General features: G+C 61.5%; 19 protein-coding genes. 12 read left to right on the plus strand and 7 right to left on the minus strand.

Features of this window, described 5'->3' with window-relative positions:
• Nucleotides 1-233: 233 nt before the first annotated feature.
• Both queF and ilvA read right to left on the minus strand, forming a co-directional pair.
• Complete coding sequence (queF, locus tag ACEN98_RS17990; RefSeq protein ID WP_413386213.1) at nt 234-1,064, minus strand: NADPH-dependent 7-cyano-7-deazaguanine reductase QueF; 831 nt, start codon at nt 1,062-1,064, stop codon at nt 234-236.
• Nucleotides 1,065-1,258: 194 nt separating this feature from the next.
• Nucleotides 1,259-2,863, minus strand: a complete 1,605-nt coding sequence (gene ilvA, locus ACEN98_RS17995; protein ID WP_413389055.1) for a threonine ammonia-lyase, biosynthetic — start codon at nt 2,861-2,863, stop codon at nt 1,259-1,261.
• Nucleotides 2,864-2,970: 107 nt separating this feature from the next.
• Between ilvA and ACEN98_RS18000 the strand changes: the two genes are divergently transcribed.
• The gene (locus ACEN98_RS18000; RefSeq protein ID WP_413386214.1) at nt 2,971-3,474 is read left to right on the plus strand and encodes a YqaA family protein; all 504 of its coding nucleotides are present in this window, start codon (nt 2,971-2,973) and stop codon (nt 3,472-3,474) included.
• 87 nt (nt 3,475-3,561) lie between these two features.
• Here ACEN98_RS18000 and ACEN98_RS18005 read toward each other — a convergent pair whose 3' ends face one another.
• The 4 genes from ACEN98_RS18005 to ACEN98_RS18020 form a co-directional block, all read right to left on the minus strand.
• On the minus strand, nt 3,562-3,693 hold the full coding sequence (locus tag ACEN98_RS18005; RefSeq protein ID WP_413386215.1) for a PAAR domain-containing protein: 132 nt from the start codon (nt 3,691-3,693) through the stop codon (nt 3,562-3,564).
• 44 nt (nt 3,694-3,737) lie between these two features.
• The gene (locus ACEN98_RS18010) at nt 3,738-4,190 is read right to left on the minus strand and encodes a hypothetical protein (RefSeq protein WP_413339691.1); all 453 of its coding nucleotides are present in this window, start codon (nt 4,188-4,190) and stop codon (nt 3,738-3,740) included.
• Nucleotides 4,191-6,362: a hydroxyethylthiazole kinase gene (locus ACEN98_RS18015; protein WP_413386216.1), complete on the minus strand. Its 2,172-nt coding sequence runs from the start codon at nt 6,360-6,362 to the stop codon at nt 4,191-4,193. It abuts the gene before it with no gap.
• A gap of 276 nt (nt 6,363-6,638) precedes the next feature.
• Nucleotides 6,639-9,125 (minus strand): type VI secretion system Vgr family protein, encoded by a 2,487-nt coding sequence (locus tag ACEN98_RS18020; RefSeq protein ID WP_413386217.1) that lies wholly within the window; start codon nt 9,123-9,125, stop codon nt 6,639-6,641.
• A 450-nt stretch (nt 9,126-9,575) separates the two neighbouring features.
• On the opposite strand from ACEN98_RS18020, the gene ACEN98_RS18025 reads away from it, so the two are divergent.
• The 3 genes from ACEN98_RS18025 (at nt 9,576) to ACEN98_RS18035 (ending at nt 14,554) form a co-directional block, all read left to right on the plus strand.
• Nucleotides 9,576-13,583 carry a DUF3683 domain-containing protein gene (locus tag ACEN98_RS18025; protein ID WP_413386218.1) on the plus strand — a complete coding sequence of 1,336 codons (4,008 nt, stop codon included), beginning with the start codon at nt 9,576-9,578 and terminating at the stop codon, nt 13,581-13,583.
• Nucleotides 13,580-14,002, plus strand: a complete 423-nt coding sequence (locus ACEN98_RS18030; protein ID WP_413386219.1) for an HIT family protein — start codon at nt 13,580-13,582, stop codon at nt 14,000-14,002. Before ACEN98_RS18025 ends, ACEN98_RS18030 begins: the two co-directional genes overlap by 4 nt.
• A gap of 126 nt (nt 14,003-14,128) precedes the next feature.
• Nucleotides 14,129-14,554: a gamma-butyrobetaine hydroxylase-like domain-containing protein gene (locus ACEN98_RS18035; RefSeq protein ID WP_413386220.1), complete on the plus strand. Its 426-nt coding sequence runs from the start codon at nt 14,129-14,131 to the stop codon at nt 14,552-14,554.
• 57 nt (nt 14,555-14,611) lie between these two features.
• On the opposite strand, the gene ACEN98_RS18040 is transcribed toward ACEN98_RS18035, so the two are convergent.
• On the minus strand, nt 14,612-14,815 hold the full coding sequence (locus tag ACEN98_RS18040) for a cold-shock protein (RefSeq protein WP_413339701.1): 204 nt from the start codon (nt 14,813-14,815) through the stop codon (nt 14,612-14,614).
• 275 nt (nt 14,816-15,090) lie between these two features.
• Here ACEN98_RS18040 and ubiE point away from each other — a divergent pair, with 275 nt between their 5' ends.
• From ubiE to aspS, 8 genes are all read left to right on the plus strand, one after another.
• Complete coding sequence (gene ubiE, locus ACEN98_RS18045; protein ID WP_056126659.1) at nt 15,091-15,825, plus strand: bifunctional demethylmenaquinone methyltransferase/2-methoxy-6-polyprenyl-1,4-benzoquinol methylase UbiE; 735 nt, start codon at nt 15,091-15,093, stop codon at nt 15,823-15,825.
• 9 nt (nt 15,826-15,834) lie between these two features.
• Nucleotides 15,835-16,788: a Tim44 domain-containing protein gene (locus ACEN98_RS18050; RefSeq protein WP_413386221.1), complete on the plus strand. Its 954-nt coding sequence runs from the start codon at nt 15,835-15,837 to the stop codon at nt 16,786-16,788.
• 230 nt (nt 16,789-17,018) lie between these two features.
• A complete protein-coding gene (locus ACEN98_RS18055; RefSeq protein ID WP_413386222.1) occupies nt 17,019-17,678 on the plus strand; it encodes an SCP2 domain-containing protein in 660 nt (219 codons plus the stop codon).
• A complete protein-coding gene (gene ubiB, locus ACEN98_RS18060) occupies nt 17,678-19,246 on the plus strand; it encodes a ubiquinone biosynthesis regulatory protein kinase UbiB (protein ID WP_413339787.1) in 1,569 nt (522 codons plus the stop codon). The genes ACEN98_RS18055 and ubiB overlap by 1 nt, the downstream gene beginning before the upstream one ends.
• The gene (locus ACEN98_RS18065) at nt 19,246-19,851 is read left to right on the plus strand and encodes a methyltransferase (protein WP_413386223.1); all 606 of its coding nucleotides are present in this window, start codon (nt 19,246-19,248) and stop codon (nt 19,849-19,851) included. Before ubiB ends, ACEN98_RS18065 begins: the two co-directional genes overlap by 1 nt.
• 279 nt (nt 19,852-20,130) lie before the next feature.
• Nucleotides 20,131-20,439 (plus strand): FmdB family zinc ribbon protein, encoded by a 309-nt coding sequence (locus tag ACEN98_RS18070; protein WP_413386224.1) that lies wholly within the window; start codon nt 20,131-20,133, stop codon nt 20,437-20,439.
• A gap of 77 nt (nt 20,440-20,516) precedes the next feature.
• Complete coding sequence (locus tag ACEN98_RS18075; protein WP_413386225.1) at nt 20,517-21,149, plus strand: DUF502 domain-containing protein; 633 nt, start codon at nt 20,517-20,519, stop codon at nt 21,147-21,149.
• An 83-nt stretch (nt 21,150-21,232) separates the two neighbouring features.
• Entirely contained in the window at nt 21,233-23,026 is a 1,794-nt protein-coding gene (gene aspS, locus ACEN98_RS18080) for an aspartate--tRNA ligase (protein ID WP_413339780.1), read from the plus strand.
• The last annotated feature ends 32 nt before the right edge of the window (nt 23,027-23,058 follow it).

The raw sequence follows: 23,058 nt of genomic DNA on the forward strand, positions 1-23,058 counted from the left end.
TGATCCCTGCCGCAAACCTTTGCGCAAAGACCCCGTACTCGGCGTTCCGGCGAGCGCAATTTCCGCCACGAAATCCCGGGTTTCACGCATGAAACATCTTCCCGGGGCCTCTTTTGCCGATTTTTCTAGCGCTGAGTTGCCGTTTTACACATCCGGAAACCCCGTGAAGGATGTCGCCGGAAACGTACACTGTAGATGGGGACGAACGATCAAAAATCACCCATCCGCATTGTTCATTGGCGCGCGGCACGCAAATTCGGCGGTTTGGCGGTGCTGAAATTGGCGCGCCACGGATTGATGTCCAGGCCGCCGCGCCGGGTATAGCGGGCATAGACCGCCAGCTTGTTCGGCTTGCACTGGCGCAGGATGTCCGTGAAGATGCGCTCGACACATTGCTCGTGGAATTCGTTGTGCTCGCGGAAACCGATCAGGTAGCGCAGCAGGCTTTCCTGGTCGATCTGCGGACCGACGTAGCGGATCTGCACGCTGCCCCAGTCGGGCTGGCCCGTGACGAGGCAGTTCGATTTGAGCAGGTGCGACACGAGGGTTTCCTCGACCGCGGCTTCGTCGTGGTTGGCCTTGAGCAGTTCCGGCGACGGCCTGTAATTGTCGATCTCGACGTCGAGGCGGTCGATCAGGAGGCCGTCCAGCTCGCCCATTTTGAGCTTGTCGAATTCTTCGGGCAGCGTCAGCGCCGCGTGCACGGGCGCGCCGACCGCATTCGACAGGTCTTCGCGCAGCAGGGCCAGCAGGGCGTCCGTGTTGGCCAGCCGGGTCTGGTTGAACGAATTCAGGTACAGCTTGAAGGATTTCGATTCGACGATGTTGGGCGAATCGGCCGGCACCGTGAAGGTCGCGATGGCGACCTGCGGCTTGCCGCGCATGTTCAGCCACGACAATTCATACGCATTCCAGATGTCGACGCCGAAGAACGGGAGCGTGCCCGCCAGGCCGAGTTCGGCGCGTTTTTGCTGGCGCGGGATGGGAAACAGCAGCTCCGGCGCGTATTCGGTCTGGTAGGCCGAGTTTTTGCCGAGAGGCGATTGTTCAGGGGTATTGGTCATGGTGTGTACTCGAAGCCGGCCAACGTGCGTGACGATGCCGTCCGGCGGCGGCAAAGCGGCGTATCGTACACCTTTCCCGCGATCGTTGCGCGCACCGCTCATGGATGCGTTACGGGTACATTATTCGTGGGCACGGGGTGCCCACCCTACGATATCGTTTGCCGTAGGGTGGGCACCCCGTGCCCACCAGCATATCAAAGGAAAAGCTTGTAGACCGGATTCGCGCTCTCGTCCCAGTGGCGATAACCGAGCGTCGCGAGGAACTCGCGGAACTCGTCCATCTCGCCCGACGGCACTTGCAGGCCGACGAGGATGCGGCCCACGTCGCCGCCCTGGTTCCGGTAGTGGAACAGCGAAATGTTCCAGTTCGGCGCCAGGGTGTCCAGGAAGCGCATCAGCGCGCCCGGACGCTCCGGGAATTCGAAGCGGTACAGCAGTTCGTCGTGCGCGAGCCCGCTCTTGCCGCCGACGAGGTGGCGCACGTGCTGCTTGGCCAGTTCGTCGTGGGTGAGGTCGAGGGTGCGGAAACCGTGTTCCTCGAACGTGCGCGCGACGGTACCGGACTCGCTGCGGCTGCCGATCTGCACGCCGACGAAGACATGCGCCTCGCGCTCGTCGCTGATGCGGTAGTTGAATTCGGTGACGTTGCGCGGCCCGATCAGCGCGCAGAAGCGTTTAAAACTGCCGCGCTGCTCGGGGATCGTCACGGCGAACACGGCTTCGCGCGCCTCGCCCAGTTCGGCGCGCTCGGCGACGAAGCGCAGGCGGTCGAAGTTCATGTTGGCGCCGCACGCGACGGCGACGAGCGTCTCGCCGCGCACCGGATTCTTCGACATCTGCGAACGTTCCACGTAGGCCTTCGCGCCCGCGATGGCCAGCGCGCCGGACGGTTCGACGATGCTGCGCGTGTCGGTGAACACGTCCTTGATGGCGGCGCACAGCGCGTCGTTGTCGACGATGATGATTTCATCGACCAGTTCCTGGCACAGGCGGAAGGTCTCGGCACCGACCAGGCGCACGGCGGTGCCGTCCGCGAACAGGCCGACGTCCGGCAGGGTCACGCGCTCGCCGGCCTTGAGGCTGCGCGCCATCGCGTCCGAATCGTTCGTCTGCACACCGATGATCTTGATGTCGGGGCGGATCTGTTTTACGTACGCGGCCACGCCGCTGATCAGGCCACCGCCGCCGATCGCGAGGAAGATCGCATGGATCGGCGCCGAATGCTGGCGCAGGATCTCGACGCCGATCGTGCCCTGGCCGGCGATGACGTCCGGATCGTCGAACGGGTGCACGAACGCCAGCTTCTGTTCCTTTTCCAGCATCTGCGCATGGTTGAACGCATCCGTGTACGACTCGCCGTGCAGCACGACTTCCACGTTGCTGCCGCCGAACGCGCGCACCGCATCCACTTTCACGCTGGGCGTGGTGGTCGGCATCACGATCACGGCGCGGCAGTTCAGGCGCGCCGCCGACATGGCGACGCCCTGGGCGTGGTTGCCAGCCGACGCGCAAATCACGCCGCGTTTCAGTTGCGACTCCGACAGGTTGGCCATCTTGTTGTAGGCGCCGCGCAGCTTGAAGCTGAACACGCTCTGCATGTCCTCGCGCTTCAGGTAAATCTTGTTGTCGGTGCGCTTCGACAGGCTGGGGGCGTACTCCAGCGGGGTTTCGACGGCCACGTCGTAGACGCGCGCGGTGAGGATTTTCTTGAGGTAGTCGGTAGTCATGATCGATGCGGGGCTGTTCGGGTTCCGGGGCGACGCTGACTGTCCTGCTTGGTGGGTAACCGAGGCGAGCAGTGCGGCAGCCTGGCTTGGTAGAGCCAGGCGTACCGTGTCGTTGCGAGGTGTTGCTCCTCATTATAATGTACTCAACTTATCCTTCCGCCGTCCATCCCTTCTTTCCGATGATCGAATCCGCCGTCCTGTGGCTGCTGAAATTCCTCGCCGTGCCCACTGTCGGGCTCACGTCGGTATTCCTCATCGCCTTCGTCTCCGCGACCCTGCTGCCGCTCGGCTCCGAACCCGCCGTGTTCGCCGTCGTGAAAGCGAATCCCGCGATGTTCTGGCCCACCGTCCTCGTCGCCACGCTGGGCAACACGCTGGGCGGCATCGTCGACTACTGGATCGGCTACCGCGCCAAGGTCGCGTTTGCGAAGGAACGCTCGTCGCGCTGGTTCCACTGGCTCAAACGCTACGGCGCGAAGACGATGCTGCTGTCCTGGGTGCCGGGCATCGGCGACCCGCTTTGCACCCTGGCGGGCTGGCTGCACCTGCCGTTCTGGCCCAGCGTGATCTATATGGCGATCGGCAAGTTCGGGCGCTACGTGTTCATGACGGTCACGCTGCTGTATGTGCCGGACGGGTGGTGGAGGTGGCTTGGGGAGATGACGAGCCGGGTATTTGGATAGACGCGGGTGTTGTGTGTGGATGGTCTATGCCGGTTGGCATCTGACCGTGATCGGATTTAATCGCCGAGGCGAACTACGCAGCGTCCTTCATTCGACGCTGGCACGCTGGTCGCCCAGCCGCGCGATAGGCTTGCCGTCGACATCGTGCGATGGCGAGCCACTGATCACCTTGCCGCCGTGATCAGTCGAGTCTCCGACTACAATAATCTTGAGCGGCATGGTAATTTAATCGTCACGTTAGATTGCGAATTCAAGAAATAGGCTCAGTTCACCTTAAATCCACACCTTCCATCGCCATCGGAAGAATGGTAGAAATTTATTGGTTTTGCAGTTTTGGATTTTCTATACGTAACCATCTTGCCTTGCCTGATCCCAGAGCCGACCTGAGCAAAAACATACTCGCCACCAATCTTCCCGCCAATTACCTCAACTCGGGTGAGTTCGTAATTTCCGGCATCTGGATCGTCCTCCATATCCGTTCTCACGAAATTCGTGAACACCAATGAGATTATGCCCTTCGATCCCACATATTGCACGACGGCGCCAACCTCCCTGTCTAGATCCGTATCCTTATAGGCCTTCAGAACAAATTGAATCTGCTTGTCGGAACCACCTCGTGCCGCATGGGTCCAGCACGATTCCTCCACCCGCACTTCAGCGTGCGCTATGCTCGAGCCAAGGATCGTTACGCAAAACAAAGTATATAGTTTATTCATTTAAGCACCTGGCCTCTGTTTATCAAGTGGAACGGAAATTTGCCAAGAGGGAGTCCTCAAGACAAACCTTTTTTTTCGGTGGCCGTGTGAGTCCAGTTCCTCCGTCGGTTCTTTTTCACTATTTCTTCTCCAGTCGAAAATTATGGTCTCCGATGTCGCTTCCGCAACCCAGTCGAGCAGAATATCTCGCAAGAAAAGGATACTCTGGAGCCGGGAGTCCAGGCCATTCAGGTTTTCGATATGACTTCCCCCTCCATTGACAGATTTGCTCGCGGCGATCGCATCGCTTTGTGCAATTCCGTGGTCCATTATTCTCAATAATCCCTGTTTATATAATACAAAGTATGCAGCTGAATCAGCGCAGTTCGCCGCATTGAAGTTCGTGTTGTCGCGTGCAATGTAAATGTCTGGGTTCCAGCCTATTTCGTTATATGCGTCGTTGGTGATTTTATGCGGAAAGCCACGGAAATTTCCGTATGATCTGTAGGTCTCTTCCCAAGTCAACTGAATCAAGCCACGGCCGTAGTACGGATAATAGGCTTTCGACTGGAGATAAGCCGGCCCACCACCTTCTTTCATCAGCGTCAAATAACCAGTCTCTGGAATGACGTGGGCAAAGAAATGGAGAAGTCTTTGTCTCGTTTTCGCGACCCCGTATTTCCTTGTCGCCTTGTTGAAATGCACAGCCCAGCGTGTCGCCCGTGCAAATGCATCGATCCATTTACACTGCACCTCATGAAAACTCGTACCTTGCAAATGTAATTGCTTTCGAGGAAAGCATTGCGCAAGCTCTAGGCTGCTAAGCCATCCGCACTTTGAGAAGTGACGTATAAACGCAACTGGATGGAAATGCCACTCCGCGTTTTTGAAGTTGCCCGGCAGACCATCTATGCCCATCGCTTCCAGGTGTTTTTTCGCCTTGTCCCAACTTGCAGAATTCTCGGCGATGTCCGGTCGGTCGCTCATAAACTTATAGCGAGTCTCCAACGTTGCCTTGTCCCATTCATTCGGGAATTTGCAGATGACGTGGGCCAGCTTTAGCTGTACCTCTTCATTACCGATACGTCTCGCCAATTGTTCGAGGTCGTTCTTGCTGTCCGGAGACGCAGGATCGGCGATCAAGTTCTTGAGCTTGTCTGAACCGCATTTTTGATCGTTGGGGCTATCGTCGTCATCATAGCAATTCCAGCCTATGACAGGCAGAAAGTCGGCGTCGCTGAATTTACGGCTCCCCTCCGCATTCAAGTCTGCCCACACGTCCGTTCCCGCAATCGTCCGGATTTTCCTCCAATGCATAGCGTCATCTGGCAGTGTGTCCTTGTCCTCCGAGCTTCTGCCGATATTGCGGCCGAAACGCAGTAACTCGTACCAACCACTTGGGCTACTCCTCGCGGCACCAGACTGCACGGCACTCTTGTGGCGCGCTGCCGCCTCCTCATCAAGGGTGTATTCAGCGCCAGCCTCCGGCGTCCGGGAGCCGATCAATTGCCATGCCGTGTTGTAGGTGCTGAAGACACAGGTCCCGGGTGCCATTCCGCTACCGCCAAGATCCATCCTGACCCATTGAGCCTCACCTAAGACCGCAGTACCGTGATAGGCACTTCTCACGTGCACATTTGGCTTGGCCGCGGTCATGACGACCGGCGTCGACGCAGGCAGATAGAAATAGATGTCGCCAAATAAGGAGTCAGTCCGGCCGTCGACCGTGGGTGCCAGCTTAGGATCTTGCCATGTCGGTTCGCGGCCGATCAACTTATGCAGATTTGCGCGGTCGCAAGCAATGCTCAGCTCGATTTGTCCTGCGTGGTTGTAGATCGCCCCTGGTTTGCCGAGCTTATCCTTGCGATAAACTGCCTTGCCGACCACGACCGCTGTCTCAACGTGCGACAGGTGCATGTAGCTGGAGTAAAAGGTCACAGACGTTATCGTGTCACCGTCCGCTCCGATATCGGTTGTGTGTTCGATTACGACCATGCCATTGTCCGACCAGCTCGGGGCTGCCCCGAACGGGTTGTAGGCTTGGCCGTCGTTCGGATCCTCGACTTTCAGCCGAGGCTGGTGCACAAAGACGACCTTCCCGTCGGCAATGGCGCGTACAGGAGCGTACCCGGCGTCGGTGACCTTCGGTGCCTGCAAATGTAATCCCGTGTGCCACATGAAAGATTGGCTCACTGGATAATTTCCTTCTGGAGCCAAAGTAGTCGCCTCACGTGCCACAACTGATCGGAGACCTGTGTCAAAAATATCCTTCTCATCATGCTTGTCAGTCAAAAAAGGTGGGCTAATTAACATGATTGTTTTTTTCGCTTATGAATTTCAAGAGATTTCGACATTGAAGCTTTTCTTTTCGAGAATATGGCTTGACTTTATCAATTCGCATGTCAATCACCGGTTACTAGGAGAAGATCGTTCTCCCGGGCGGTCGCTGGCCCCAGGCTAATGCCGCATTCAGAGGGACAGTTTTAATTTCGTCTCCACTTGCATTCGTTGCACCACTGGCATATCAGGCGTCGACAGATTTTTCGGTTCAATAAAACTGTGAGTTGCAGCGTGCGCGATGAAAGAGCGGCTGGTGCCGAGCTCAATGCCTCCGGCGTCGAACTTCATATAACTACCGCCGCCATTGATGACGAGATCTTCCTTGGCACTGATGGTGATGCGGTTTGCAGTCTGCGTAATCGACAGTTTCGCCAAAAGATTGATATTGTCGGAGAGCGCCTGGATGTCGATGTCGCCGGCCGCAGCCACCATTTTCATGCCGGCCTTCTGGACGAATAAACGGAAGGTCTGACGGATGGTGGCGAAGAAACTTGTCCCTGCAGCCAACGAAAGGTTTTTCCCGGTTGTGATGGCCGTATGGCGCTCGCTGGCAATGTGGCTGTCGCCTGCAGTAGTTGTTGCAATTCCTGAAGGGCTCGCCAGTACCAGATGTGGCTCCGTCAGCTCAGGAAAGCCACTAGTTGCCGAGGAGGGGCCGGTAATCGCGTCGTTCTGCGTCTGGAGTGAAAGAGCGACGTCCTCCTGGTTGCTACTGATATCTTGGGCGCCATTTTTTTGCGCAAGCTCGCCCAAAATTCGATGCTGCTCTACAGCGAGATTGAAGCGCCGAGAGGTTTCTTCGACGTCCTTGATCGCCCCGTGCGCGCCCTGTCGAGCTTCAGTGGTAATCAGCATGCCCTTTGCCGCGCGGGCAACGCCGTGTCCATCAGTGCGTAGTTCCCATCCTTCACCGCGCGCATCTTTGCGTCCGCGAGTGTCGTCGATGCGAGTGATATGTCCGAGCGAGAGTTGGCTGCATTGATGGTCGCTTTTCAACTGCGCCTGGATTCTGCCGGCAGTATCGTCCAGTATCAGATGATTACCTCGCCCACTGCCTTCTTCGGCTTGCAGCTCCCGGCTCCGCAACCCGCTCAAAGCCTGCTGCTCAGGCAACTGCCAAGGCGGCATATGCGTGAAGTTGTACAGCGCCCCAAGAATCACAGGATGATCAATGTTCTCGTCAAGATAGACCACCGCCACTTCCTCACCAACCCGAGGCAAGCGAATATTCCCGAATTCGCCGCCAGCCCCTGGCGACATGACACGGAGCCAAGGCGAACTGTTCTCGTCGTAATTGCCCAGCCTGTCCCAATGAAACTGGACTTTGACGCGCCCGTAGCCATCGGTATGGATTTCCGAACCGTCAGGCCCGGCCACGATCGCCGTCTGAATGCCGGGATAAGTGCAGGGCTTGCTGTTGTAGTGGCGGCCTGGACGCCACTGGATATCCTTGCGTACGCACCGGAACGAATTCTCGTAATGCGACGGCGCGCCCGGCCCGGCCCGGTAGTTGTTGCTGGCTTCGTGGTCGACCGAAAGGATCAGATAGTCACGGTTGGCGATACTGGGGTGAGGCGCTTCACCCCACTTCGGCGCTTGCAGCTCGGCGCTGAAATGGCCGCCGAGCTTGAAGCATCGGCCGGGCTGGGCGGTACGATCGTTGCCGCGCGCTTCGAAATACTGGGTATTCGCATCGCGCTCGCCCATGCGCTGCTGCGCGAGTTTTTCGCCGTCGTCGTAGGTGCGAAACCCGTACGATCCCGTGTTTTCGTAGATCTCGTACGGAAAGACGTCGCCCTGATCATTCAGTGACTCGGCGGTCGACCGCTGCACGATCGGATTCTTGTAATCGAAGCTGGCCAGGGTCGTCTGGCCGGAACCGATGCGCCGCGCAGGGCTCCATTCGCGAATGCCGTCGTATTCGAGCGAACCGGCCTTGTCGCGGAACGGAATCTCTCCTGAATCGTCGATCCCGGACGGATCGATGGGTTGCGCGAGCGTGCTCTTGTCGCTGAGCCAGAGCGTATGCCCGTCCGCCCGATGCTCATACCAGTAGTGCAGCCCGAGATCTTCCCAACGGCGGTGCAGGTGGTTGTAGTCGGTCTCGTCGTACTGGTTGGCGCAGGTCATGCGCGGATAGTCGCCGACGATAGCCGCATGCCAGTCGGCCTGGCGGTAACGGGCAAACGTCAGTTCGGTCAATTCGATGACGCTCTTGCCGTGGAACGACACGTTGTCCTTGCGCAGCCTCGTAAAGGCCAGCCAGGGCTCGAGCACCAGGCGATAAAACGCGAAACCGCCGTCAGTGCGCATGAATTGGAATTCGGTGACGTAGCCGTTGAAGTAGCGCAGCGAGCCGTCTTCGCGCACGATAGAAATCGTCACCATCCTGGCCATCATCGCCTTCAAGGGAATTCGTGCGTCATCGGACAGGAGCTCGACCTCGACACGGAAGCAGCGGGACACTTCTTCGCGTGCCGACATCCGGTTCGGCAAGAGAATGGGATCAGGCCCGTCCCCCCGGGGGAATTCCAGGCGCATCAAGCGGTCGTGCTGCGCATTGAGACTGAACACCGACAGCGCAGCGCCTGCCGAGATCGCTTGACCCCTATCCATGTATTACCTCCGATGGGTTATCTGGTATCAGATTTTCCATCGGCCAAGGTAACCAACAGAGCTTGAATGTTGTTGATAAGAAGCAAAAGCGGATTCGCTTGGTCTCTTGTGCCCCGTAGGCAACGAACGCAATTGATTCGTCCCCCTATGCCGAAGCCATGTCGCCCTGAAAATTTCTGGAATTGATGTAGCCCAGGTGCAGTGAGGTGCTTCGTACAAATACATATGGCACCAAGGTTAAGTCGACGTGGATAAGATGCCCTCGCGACCACGATGCCGAGCTTTCGCCGGAAATTCTTGCGTTCAACCAAAACAAATTTGCGCGAAAGCGTCGTTTTCCGCCCCTTTCTGCTTTTTCGCCGTTGCAAAAAATATTCCTTCCCCAGCGTGGTGCATCGCAATAAGCTAGAATAGAGAGTCCTACGCGTCAGTACGACAGTCGATCTCCCCATGAACGCTCCTGCCAATATCCACGCCCTGCTCGAAGAAAACGCGCCCATCCGGCTGCGCGAAATCCCTTATAACTACACGTCGTTCTCCGATCGCGAGATCGTGATCCGGCTGCTGGGCGAGTCATCGTGGCAGTTGCTGGGTGAATTGCGCGGTGCCCGCCAGACCGGGCGCTCGGCCCGCATGCTGTACGAAGTCCTGGGCGACATCTGGGTCGTGCGCCGCAATCCGTACCTGCAGGACGACCTGCTGGACAACCCGAAGCGCCGCGCCAAGCTGATCGAAGCGCTGCATCACCGCCTGGCGGAAGTCGACAAGCGCCGCCTGACGGTCGATGCCGGCGAGTCCGACCCCGCCACGGCCGCGCGCCGCAGCGCCGCCGTCGAGCAGCTGCTCGTCGCCGCGCGCAAGGCCGTCGACGACTTCGGCCGCGAATTCGCCGTCACCTACGACCTGCGCAAGCGCGCCAAGGCCGTGCTGGGCCGCTACACGGACAAGCGCAACATCCGCTTCGACGGCATGCACCGCACGTCGCACGTGACGGACGCCACCGACTGGCGCGTCGAATACCCGTTCCTCGTCCTGCTGCCGGACTCGGAAGACGAGATTGCCGGCCTCGTGAAAGGCTGTATCGAACTCGGGCTGACCATCATTCCGCGCGGCGGCGGCACCGGCTACACGGGCGGTGCGATTCCGCTGTCGCCGATGTCGGCCGTGATCAACACGGAAAAGCTGCTGCAGATGGGCGAGGTCGAGATGACGCGCCTGCCGGGCGTCGACCGCGAGTACGCGACCATCTTCACGGGCGCCGGCGTCGTCACGCAGCGCGTGTCGCAGGCGGCCGAGAAGGCCGGCTTCGTGTTCGCCGTCGACCCGACGTCCGCGCACGCCTCGTGCATCGGCGGGAACATCGCGATGAACGCGGGCGGCAAGAAGGCCGTCCTGTGGGGCACCGCGCTGGACAACCTCGCGTCGTGGCGCATGGTCGACCCGAACGGCGACTGGCTCGACGTCACGCGCGTGGACCATAACCTGGGCAAGATCCACGACGCCCCGGTCGCCACGTTCAAGCTCGAATGGACGCACCCGTCCGAGAAGGGCGCGCCGAAAGGCCAGCCGTTCCGCACGGAGACGCTGGCCATCGAAGGCCGCCGCTTCCGCAAGGAAGGCCTCGGCAAGGACGTCACCGACAAATTCCTCGCGGGCCTGCCGGGCATCCAGAAAGAGGGCACCGATGGCCTGATCACCTCAAGCCGCTGGATCCTGCACAAGATGCCGAAGTACACGCGCACCGTCGCGCTGGAATTCTTCGGCCAGGCGCGCGATGCGATCCCGTCGATCGTCGAGATCAAGGATTACCTCGACAGCCTGCCGAAGAGCGGCAAGCCGGAATTCGCCAGCCTGCGCCTCGCGGGCCTGGAACACCTGGACGAGCGCTACCTGCGGGCCGTCGGCTATGCGACGAAATCGAAGCGCGGCACTTTGCCGAAGATGGCGCTGTTCGGCGACATCGTCGGCGACGACGAGAACGCTGTCGCGCTGGCCACGTCGGAAGTCGTGCGCCTCGCGAACACGCGCGTGGGCGAGGGCTTCATCGCCGTCAGCCCGGAAGCCCGTAAAAAATTCTGGCTCGACCGCTCGCGTACGGCCGCCATCGCGCGCCACACGAACGCCTTCAAGATCAACGAAGACGTCGTGATCCCGCTGAACCGCATGGGCGAGTACACCGACGGCATCGAGCGCATCAACGTCGAGCTGTCGATCAAGAACAAGCTGCAGCTCGTCGAGGAACTGCACGCCTATTTCACGGCCGGGAACCTGGAAGTGACGAAGGCGGACGACGCGACCGGCGAAGGCGTGTCGAAGGAAGAGATCCTCGGCGACCGTCCGCAGCAGGCCGACGAGCTGCTGGCCCGCGTGTCCGCGCGCTGGACCTGGATCACGGCGAACCTCGACCAGCCGCTGGGCGACGTGCTCGACAAGCTGGCCGACGTCGGCCTCGATGGTCTCGCCGGCACGTTCCAGGCGCGCCTCGCGCAGCAGCCGGGCGCGAAACTGTTCGACGTCGTGCAGGACCACACGGTGCGCGTCTCGTGGAAGCAGGAGATCCGCGCGCCGCTGCGCCAGATCTTCAACGGCGCGGCCTATGAGCCGATCCTTGCCGAAGCCACCGCGATCCACAAGCGCGTGCTGCGTTCGCGCGTGTTCGTCGCGCTGCACATGCATGCCGGCGACGGCAACGTGCACACGAACCTGCCGGTGAACTCGGACGACTACGCGATGCTGCAGGACGCGCACAAGGCCGTCGAGCGCATCATGAAGCTGGCGCGTTCGCTGGACGGCGTCATCTCGGGCGAGCACGGCATCGGCATCACGAAGCTGGAATTCCTGACCGAGGACGAGATCCGCGACTTCCGCGACTACAAGCAGCGCGTGGACCCGGAAGGCCGCTTCAACAAGGGCAAGCTCCTGAACAGCGACACCGCGTACGCCGACCTGCGCAACGCGTACACGCCGTCGTTCGGCCTGATGGGCCACGAATCGCTGATCATGCAGCAGAGCGACATCGGCGAGATCGCGAACAGCGTCAAGGACTGCCTGCGCTGCGGCAAGTGCAAGCCCGTGTGCACGACGCACGTGCCGCAATCGAATTTGCTGTACTCGCCGCGCGACAAGATCCTCGCGACGTCCGCGCTGATCGAAGCGTTCCTGTACGAAGAGCAGACGCGCCGCGGCGTGTCGATCCGCCACTGGGAAGAATTCGAGGACGTGTCCGACCACTGCACCGTGTGCCACAAGTGCGTGACGCCGTGCCCGGTCAACATCGACTTCGGCGACGTCTCGATGAACATGCGTAACCTGCTGCGCAAGATGGACAAGCGCAGCTTCAAGCCGGCCCACCGCGCGGCCATGTTCTTCCTGAACGCGACCGACCCGACGACGATCAACGCGACGCGCAAGGCGATGGTCGACCTGGGCTTCAAGGCGCAGCGCCTGGGCAGCAGTGTGCTGAAGGCCGTCGCGAAGGAACAGACGAAGGCACCGCCTCCGACGACCGGCAAGGCGCCGATCCGCGAGCAGGTGATCCACTTCGTGAACAAGAAGATGCCGGGCAACCTGCCGAAGAAGACGGCGCGCGCGCTGCTGGACATCGAGGACGACAAGGTCATCCCGATCATCCGCAACCCGAAGGTCACCAACGCCGATACGGAAGCCGTGTTCTACTTCCCGGGCTGCGGTTCCGAGCGCCTGTTCTCGCAGGTGGGCCTGGCCACGCAGGCGATGCTGTGGGAAGTGGGCGTGCAGACCGTGCTGCCGCCGGGCTATCTGTGCTGCGGCTATCCGCAACGCGGCGCCGGCCAGTACGACAAGGCCGACAAGATGATGACGGATAACCGCGTGCTGTTCCACCGCATGGCCAACACGCTGAACTACCTCGACATCAAGACGGTCCTCGTCTCGTGCGGCACCTGCTACGACCAGCTGGCGACCTACGAGTTCGAGAAGATCTTCCCGGGCTGCCGCATCATGGACATCCACGAGTACCTGCTGGAGAAGGGCGTCAAGCTGGAAGGCGTGACGGGGATGCGCTACATGTACCACGAACCGTGCCACAACCCGATGAAGCTGGGCGATTCGACGAAGACCGTGAACGCGCTCGTGCAGACCGTCGACAACGTCAAGATCGAGAAGAACGACCGCTGCTGCGGCGAGTCGGGCACGTTCGCCGTGAGCCGTCCGGACATCTCGACCCAGGTCCGCTTCCGCAAGGAGCAGGAAATGGTGAAGGGTGCCGACAAGCTGCGCGCCGACGGCTTCAGCGGCGACGTCAAGATCCTGACGAGCTGCCCGTCCTGCCTGCAGGGCCTGAACCGCTACAACGACGATTCGGGCACCACGGCCGACTACATCGTTGTCGAAATGGCGCGCCACCTGCTGGGCGAGAACTGGATGCCGAACTACGTGGCCAACGCCAACAACGGCGGCATCGAGCGGGTGCTCGTATGATGGGTTGCGAGTTGTGCGAACTGGCCGTGCCGACTGTCGTCGACAACGACAAGTTCGCCGTCATCCTCGTCGACGATGCCAACTACCCCGGCTTCGCGCGCGTGATCTGGAAAGACCACGTGCGCGAAGTGAGCGACCTCGCGGATGCGGATCGCCTGCTGCTGAACGACGCCGTGTACAAGCTCGAACTCGCCGTGCGCGAGGTGATGCAGCCGCTGAAAGTCAACGTGGCGAGCCTCGGCAACGTGGTGCCGCACCTGCACTGGCACGTGATCCCGCGCTACGCCGACGACGCGCACTTCCCCGCGCCCGTGTGGGCGCAGGCGCAGCGGACGACGGACGAGGCGGTGCTCGTCGCGCGCCGGGCGCTGGTGCCACAGCTGGCGGAGGCGATCAAGCGCCGCTTCATTAAGCGGTAAAATTCGCCTATCCACGTCGTCCCCGCGGAGGCGGGGACCCAATTTCGCAAGCGCCGACGCGACGCACGCAGAACTTGGGCTCCCGCCTTCGCGGGAGCGACGGTAATCAACGCTCCCGATCCAATTATGCCCACCCCCACCAACCTCACCATCCGCCAGCAATCGAAGATCCTGGAAATCGCCTTCGACGACGGCGCCGCGTTCTCCATCCCGTTCGAGTTGATGCGCGTGTACTCGCCGTCGGCCGAAGTGAAGGGCCACGGCCCGGGCCAGGAAGTGCTCCAGGTCGGCAAGCGCGACGTGGGCATCCGCGGTGTCGAGCCGGTCGGGAACTACGGCGTCAAGCCGCTGTTCACGGACGGCCACGAGTCCGGGATCTTCACGTGGGATTACCTGTACAAGCTGGGTAACGAGCAGGCCACGCTGTGGCAGGACTACCTGGGCCGCCTGCATGCGGCGGGGTATGAAGGCGACAGCGGGCGCGAAGCCAGCGCCGTGCCGGCGGCCGGGCCGAAAGGCGGCGGTTGCGGCAGCGGTGGGTGCAGCCACTGACGAAAACGAAAAAAGCGCCGGTTTGCACACGGCGCTTTTTCGTTTACCGGCCTGGAATTACTGCGGCTGGATGTTTGACGCCTGCTTGCCTTTCGGGCCGGAGGTCACGTCGAAGGTGACGCGCTGGTTTTCCGCCAGCGATTTGAAGCCTGCCGAATTGATGGCCGAGAAGTGTGCGAACAGATCGTCGCCACCATCGTCAGGTTTGATGAAGCCAAAGCCTTTTGCGTCGTTGAACCATTTCACGGTGCCAGTCGCCATTTGTTTCTCTCTCTAGAAATTTTTTTAACAAGTCATGAAGTATCGCCGGCAGCACATGGTTAAGCGATAAACATCCCTGTTCCTGACTGTGCGCAAGCGAAAACCATTATAAGCAGAGTTTTAACAATTGGGATGCACGTTTGTTATCTTGTGTGGTAAAGCCGACATTGACGTCGACGCAAACGTTTTCTTCGCGTTCGCCCGGGTAAGTCATCTTTAAGTCGGGCGGCGGACCCCGGCTTGTATAATGTGGCAAGACTAAACGGCTTGCTACTATGACCAACACCACCCATTTCGGCTACAAGACCGTCTCGGAAGACGAGAAGGTCCACGAGGTAGCCAAGGTATTCCACTCGGTCGCGTCCAAATACGACGTGATGAACGACCTGATGTCCGCCGGCCTGCACCGCGTGTGGAAGGCGTTCACCATCGCCCAGGCCGGCATTCGTCCCGGCTTCAAGGTGCTCGACATCGCCGGCGGTACGGGCGACTTGTCGAAGGCATTCGCCAAGGCGGCGGGGCCGAGCGGCGAGGTCTGGCTCACGGACATCAACGAGTCGATGCTGCGCGTGGGCCGCGATCGTCTATTGAACAAAGGTCTGGTCACCCCCACCTTGCTCTGTGACGCGGAAAAACTGCCGTTCCCGGACAATTATTTCGATCGCGTCAGCGTGGCCTTTGGCCTGCGCAACATGACGCACAAGGATCAGGCATTGGCGGAAATGCGCCGGGTGCTCAAGCCGGGCGGCAAGTTACTGGTGCTGGAGTTTTCCAAAGTGGCGGCGCCGCTGCAAAAGCCGTATGACGTGTATTCGTTCTCGGTGCTGCCGTGGCTGGGCCAGCGCATCGCCAACGATGCGGAAAGCTACCGGTATCTGGCGGAATCGATCCGCATGCATCCGGACCAGGAAACGCTGAAGGGCATGATGGAAACCGCAGGCCTGGAAAGAGTGCAGTACTACAACCTGACGGCCGGTGTGGCCGCACTGCACACCGGCATCAAACTTTGAGGTGAGCTGATGAAAAAGTTTTTGGCCAGCATGATGATCGCGCTGATGACGCTGTCCAGCGTCGCCGATGCGCGTCCGGTCGGCGGTGGCCGTTCGTTCGGCCGCCAGTCGCAGTCCGTGAGCCGCATGCGCGCCCCGGCGCCCGCACCGGCCCCCGCACCTTACCAGCAGCCGTCGTACCAGCAACGGCCGGCGCCGGCTCCCATGGCGCCGGCCCAGGTGCCGCAGAAACGGCCGAGCATGTGGAAAGGCGTGCTGGGCGGTGCATTGCTCGGCCTCGGCCTGGGCGCGCTGTTCTCGCACTTCGGCATCGGCGGCGCGATGGCCAGCGCCCTGTCGTCGCTGCTGATGATCCTGCTGCTCGTGTTCGCCGTGATGTTCATCATCCGCATGTTCCGCCGCAAGGACACGCCGGCCAACCCGACTTTTACGGGCTTTAACCAGCAGCATCCCGTGCCGGCCTCGGCCACGCCGGAAATCGGTTCGGGCCTGAACAATGCCTATGCCGGCAACCAGGGCGGCTTCCAGTCGGGCTTCTCGAATGCGCCGTCGCTCGACAAGGCCGCGCCCGCGCACGAGCAGTGGGGCGTGCCGGCCGGGTTCGACACGGAAGCGTTCCTGCGCCACGCCAGGTCCTCGTTCATCCGCATGCAAGCGGCGTGGGACCGCGGCGACCTCGCCGACCTGCGCGAATTCACGTCGCCCGAGGTGTACGCCGAACTGTCGCTGCAGATCCAGGAACGGGGCGGCCAGCCGGACTACACGGAAGTCGTCAACATCGATTCGCAGCTGCTGGGCATCGAGACGACCGACCGCGATTACCTGGCGAGCGTCCAGTTCAACGGCATGATTCGCAACGCGCCGGGCGCGGCGCCGGAACCGTTCGTCGAAGTCTGGAACCTGGCCAAGCCGCTCGCCGGCAATGGCGGCTGGGTCCTGGCGGGCATTCAGCAGATCACTTAAAATTTTCGCAAGAAAAGTTCCGTGCTCTAGGGTTTATGCTCTGGTGAACTGGTAAGATCGAAACCGCCCGACCTACGGGCACCTCGAAAAACCGTCGCAAGCGGCCGCAATGCTGTGGGAGAAGCGCAGCTGTACGAGGAGTACAGCGAGCATCGCAGCACAGCAGTGCAACGCGCAGCAGGTTTTTCGACGTGTCCAGTGCCGGGCGGTTTTATTTTGTGCAGACGAAAATGGTCATGTCTTCGACTCCCTCTTTCCTGTCGCCGTCGGCTCCGGCCGTCGCGACGATCAATCACTTGCTGGCGCAGGAAGCCTGGGCGCGCGACGCGCTGATGCGCCATGCCGGCAAGACCGCCGTGATCGATACGGGCCACCTGGCCCTGCGCATGCGCGTCGCACGCGACGGCATGCTCGAGACGGCGGGCGTCGACGACGCGGCCAGCGTCACCATCCACGTCAAGCTCTCCGACCTGCCGCTGATCCTGCAGAACCGCGACCGCGCGTTTTCGTACGTACGGATCGAGGGCGATGCCGAGTTCGCCAACACGATCTCGCAATTGTCCAAGGGCCTGCGCTGGGATGCCGAGCACGATCTCGAGCGCGTGGTGGGGCCGATCGGCGCCGTGCGCCTCGCCGGCGGTGCGCGCTCGGCGGTGACGGGCGCGGCCACGGCCGGACGCCGGCTCGCGGAAAACGTCGCCGAATTCCTGCTGGAAGAACGCCGCGTGCTCGTGCGCCCGGCGACTGTCGATGATTTCGCCGACGACGTCGGCCGCCTGCGCGACGACGTCGAACGCACGGCCAAGCGCATCGCCAAACTGGAGCAGAAGCTTGCCGCGCACAGCATCGCTCCCGTTCCGACGACCCCTGACACGCCTTCGGACCACTGATGATCCTGAAATTCCTGCGCCTGCTGAAGATCTTCACCGTCATCGTCAAGTATGGCCTGGACGAGATCGCGATTTCCGGCCTCCACGTACCCCGCACCGCCCGCCTGATCAATACCGTCTTCTTCTGGCGTCGCATCACGTCGCCGCGCGCGATCCGCCTGCGTCTCGCGCTGGAAGAGCTGGGTCCGATCTTCGTGAAATTCGGCCAGGTGCTGTCGACCCGGCCCGACCTGATGCCGCCCGACATCGTGGCCGAGCTGTCGCTGCTGCAGGACCGCGTGCCGCCTTTCGATTCCGACCTGGCCGTCGCCCAGATCACGCGTTCCCTCGGCGCCTCGCCGGAAACATTGTTCGCGTCGTTCGAGCGCACGCCGGTCGCATCCGCATCGATCGCCCAGGTGCACTTTGCCGAGCTCAAGAATGGCAAGCAGGTCGCGGTGAAAGTGCTGCGTCCGGGCATGAAGACCACGATCGATGAAGACATTGCCCTGATGCAGATGGCCGCCGGCCTCATCGAAAAGGTGTGGGCCGACAGCCGCCGCCTGAAGCCGCGCGAGGTCGTGGCCGAGTTCGACAAATACCTGCACGACGAGCTCGACCTGATGCGCGAGGCCGCCAACGCGAGCCAGCTGCGCCGCAATTTCGCGAATTCCGATTTGCTGATGGTGCCGGAGATGTACTGGGACTATTGTTCCAGCAGCGTGATCGTGATGGAGCGCATGAACGGCATCCCGATCTCGCAGACCGACCGCCTCGTCGCGGCCGGCGTCGACCTCAAGAAATTGTCCAGCGACGGTGTCGAAATCTTCTTCACGCAAGTTTTTCGAGACGGCTTTTTTCACGCGGACATGCACCCGGGTAATATCCTCGTGTCGATCGATCCGGACACGTTCGGGCGCTACATCGCGCTGGACTTCGGCATCGTCGGCACGCTGAACGATTTCGATAAAGATTACCTGTCGCAGAACTTCCTCGCCTTCTTCCGCCGCGACTACAAGCGCGTGGCCGAGGCGCACATCGAATCGGGCTGGGCGCCGCGCGAGACCCGCGTCGACGAACTGGAAGCCGCCGTGCGCGCGACGTGCGAACCCATCTTCGATCGTCCTCTCAAGGACATTTCGTTCGGCCAGGTGCTGCTGCGCCTGTTCCAGACGTCGCGCCGGTTCAACGTCGAAGTGCAGCCGCAGCTCGTGCTGTTGCAGAAGACCATGCTGAACATCGAAGGCCTGGGCCGCCAGCTCGACCCGGACCTCGACTTGTGGAAGACGGCGAAACCGTACCTGGAGCGCTGGATGGCCGAGCAGGTCGGCTGGCGCGGCATGGCCGAGCGCCTGAAGGCGGAGGCGCCGCGCTTCGGCCAGATCCTGCCGCAGCTGCCCCGTCTCGTGCACCAGGTCTTGCACAAGCGGGCGTACAGCGACCTCGACATGGGCGACCTGATGGCCAAGCTGGTCGACCAGCAGCGCCGCACCAATCGCCTGCTGGCCTTCCTCGCCTGCGTGACGGGCGTACTGACGGTGATCGTCGTCGGTCTGGAGGTCGCGGGGCACCTGCACTGGACGCCGTGATGGCGGCACCGCCCGCTTTCGCCAGCCGCGATCCGCTGTCGCCGCAATTCTGGGACGAGCGCTTCGAGCGCAGTTTCACGCCGTGGGAGCGGGGTGGAGTGTCGGCGGCATTGCGGCGGTTCGTCTGCGCATCGGCGCGTCCGTTGTCGGCATTGATTCCTGGTTGCGGCTCCGCGCACGAATTGACGCTGATGTGCGAGTCCGGCTGGGACGCCACCGCCATCGATTTCTCGCCCGAAGCCGTCGCGCGCGCCCGCGCGCTGGCCGGACCGTGGGCGGACCGCATCCGGCAAGCCGATTTCTTCGCGTATGCGCCGGAGAAGCCGCTGGATCTCGTCTACGAACAGGCGTTCCTGTGCGCGCTGCCGGGGGCACGCCGGCCGGACGTGGCGCGGCGCTGGGCGGAACTGCTGGGGCAGGGCGGCCTGCTGGCTGGATATTTTTATTTCGACCAGGTGCCGAAGGGGCCGCCGTTCGGCATCACGCGTGAGGAACTGGAGGGCTTATTGACGCCCACGTTCGAATGCGTGGCCGATGAGGCCGTCGAGGATTCGATTCCCGTGTTCGCAGGCAAGGAACGCTGGATGATCTGGCAGCGCCGATAAAAAAGAAAAGGGCCCGCAAGCGGGCCCGAGTGAAGTGCTTTTCTGCGGTATTGCGGCGGGCCGGAAGCCGGTCGCGCAAACTTCTGTTTCTTAATCCTCGTGCAGCATTGCTGCTAAGAATGCTATTTAATCAGTTAAGTTGACGTTCGGCAAACAGAAACAATCGTGCGCTGACGAAAAACAACACTGTTTCCACAATGCACCAAGCCGGCCAGGCGTCCATCGGCTCCGTAAAAGCTTTATAATTCAGGGTTTTGATGATTTTTGCGGAGTATTCAGATGCCGATTTACGCCTACCGCTGCGATGAATGCGGTTTTGCCAAGGATGTACTGCAAAAGATTTCCGATCCGGTTCTGACCGTTTGCCCTTCGTGCGGCAAGTCATCGTTCAAGAAGCAAGTCACCGCCGCCGGTTTCCAATTGAAAGGTACTGGCTGGTACGTGACCGACTTCCGCGGTGGCTCTACGCCGGCAACGGGCACGGCCCCATCGTCGACGTCGTCCGACAGTAGCACGGGCAGCAGCACCGACGCGTCGCCCGCGCCGACGCCGGCCGCCGCGCCGGCGAAGGACGGCAGCAGTACCTGACCGCGGCGCCGGCCCATCGCGGCCGGCGCATAATGAGCACCCGACAAATCCTCGGACGAGATCCGTCACGACAATCGATGCGTAAATATTTCATTACCGGCGCGCTGGTCCTGGTTCCCCTGGCGATCACGGCCTGGGTGCTGAACTTCGTGATCAGCACGCTGGATCAGTCGCTCGTGCTCGTCCCGAGCGAGTGGCAGCCGCGCACGTACATCCCGGGCCTCGGCGCCATCATCACGCTGGCCATCGTGTTCCTGACCGGCGTGCTGACCAATAACCTGGTCGGCAAATGGTTCGTGCGCATGTGGGAGCGGCTGCTGCAGCGCATTCCCGTCGTGAACTCGGTCTACGGGAGCGTCAAGCAGGTGTCGGACACGCTGTTCTCGTCGTCGGGCAACGCGTTCCGCAAGGCCGTGCTGATCCCGTACCCGCACGAGAATTCGTACACGATCGCCTTCCTGACCGGCGTGCCGGGCGGCGACGTCAAGAACCACCTGGTGGGCGAGTACGTGAGCGTGTACGTGCCGACCACCCCGAACCCGACTTCCGGCTTCTTCCTGATGATGGAACGGAGCCGCGTGGTCGAGCTGGACATGACGGTCGACGCGGCCCTCAAGTACATCGTCTCGATGGGCGTCGTGGCGCCGCCGTCGCCGCCGTCGCCGCTCGATGCAGCGGCCGGGGCACCCGCCGCCGCCGCCGCGGAATAGAACCAACAAGGCAGCAAAGAATCCAGGCCCGCCAGAAGCGGGCCACCGAATCAACCAACCAGGATCGAAAAACTATGTCCTCCATGCGTACTCACTACTGCGGCCTCGTGACCGAAGAGCTGCTGGGCCAAACCGTCAGCCTGTGCGGCTGGGTGCACCGTCGTCGCGACCACGGCGGCGTGATCTTCATCGACCTGCGCGATCGCGAAGGTCTCGTGCAGGTCGTCTGCCACCCCGACAATGCGGAGGTCTTCAAGGTCGCCGAGCACGTGCGCAACGAGTACTGCCTGCGCGTGACGGGCACCGTCGTGAACCGCCTGGAGGGCACCGCCAACGCCAACCTGAAGTCGGGCAAGATCGAGATCAACACCACCAGGCTGGAAGTGCTGAACGCTTCGGTGCCGGTGCCGTTCCAGCTGGACGACGACAACCTGTCGGAAACCACGCGCCTGACGCACCGCGTGCTCGACCTGCGCCGCCAGCAGATGCAGCACAACCTGCGCCTGCGCTACAAGGTGTCGATGGAAGTGCGCAAGTACCTGGACAACCTGGGCTTCATCGACATCGAGACCCCGATGCTGACCAAGTCCACGCCGGAAGGCGCGCGCGACTACCTGGTGCCGTCGCGCGTCAACCCGGGCAACTTCTTCGCGCTGCCGCAGTCGCCGCAGCTGTTCAAGCAGCTGCTGATGGTCGCCAACTTCGACCGCTACTACCAGATCACCAAGTGCTTCCGCGACGAAGACCTGCGCGCCGACCGCCAGCCGGAATTCACCCAGATCGACTGCGAAACGTCGTTCCTGACGGAGCAGGAAATCCGTGACCTGTTCGAAGACATGATGCGCGTCGTCTTCAAGAACGCCGCCGGCATCGACCTGCCGAACCCGTTCCCTGTCATGGACTTCGCGACCGCGATGGGTTCGTACGGTTCGGACAAGCCGGACATGCGCGTGAAGCTCCAGTTCACCGAACTGACGGAGCTGATGAAGACCGTCGAATTCAAGGTCTTCAACAACGCCGCCAACATGGTGGGCGGCCGCGTCGTCGGCCTGCGCGTGCCGCAGGGCGGTTCGATGCCGCGTTCGGAAATCGACGCGTACACGCAATTCGTCGGCATCTACGGCGCCAAGGGCCTCGCCTACATCAAGGTCAACGAGAAGGCCAAGGGCCGCGAAGGCCTGCAGTCGCCGATCGTCAAGAACATCTCGGACGACGTGCTGGCCAAGGTGCTGGAACTGACCGGCGCCGAAGACGGCGACCTGATCTTCTTCGGCGCGGACAAGGCCAAGGTCGTGAACGACTCGATGGGCGCGCTGCGCGTGAAGATCGGCCACTCCGAATTCGGCAAGAAGGCCGGCCTGTTCGACGACGTCTGGGCGCCGCTGTGGGTCATCGACTTCCCGATGTTCGAGTACGACGACGAAGGCGACCGCTGGAACGCAACGCACCACCCGTTCACGGCACCGAAGGACGGACACGAAGACATGCTCGAGACGAACCCGGGCGCCTGCATCGCCAAGGCCTACGACATGGTCCTGAACGGCTGGGAACTGGGCGGCGGCTCGATCCGTATCCACCGCGAGGAAGTCCAGAGCAAGGTGTTCCGCGCGCTGAAGATCGATGCGGAAGAAGCGCAGCTGAAGTTCGGCTTCCTGCTCGACGCCCTGCAGTACGGCGCCCCGCCGCACGGCGGCCTGGCGTTCGGCCTGGATCGCCTGATCACGCTGATGACCGGCTCCGAGTCGATCCGCGACGTGATCGCGTTCCCGAAGACGCAGCGCGCGCAGGATCTGCTGACCAACGCGCCGTCGGAAGTCGACGAGAAGCAGCTGAAAGAGCTGCATATCCGTCTGCGTAACGAGCCGAAGGTCGCGTAACGGATGCGTTTGGTGGGCACGGGGTGCCCACC

The organism is Massilia sp. CT11-137 (assembly GCF_047302885.1).
GTDB classification, from domain to species: Bacteria; Pseudomonadota; Gammaproteobacteria; order Burkholderiales; family Burkholderiaceae_D; genus Telluria; species Telluria orientalis.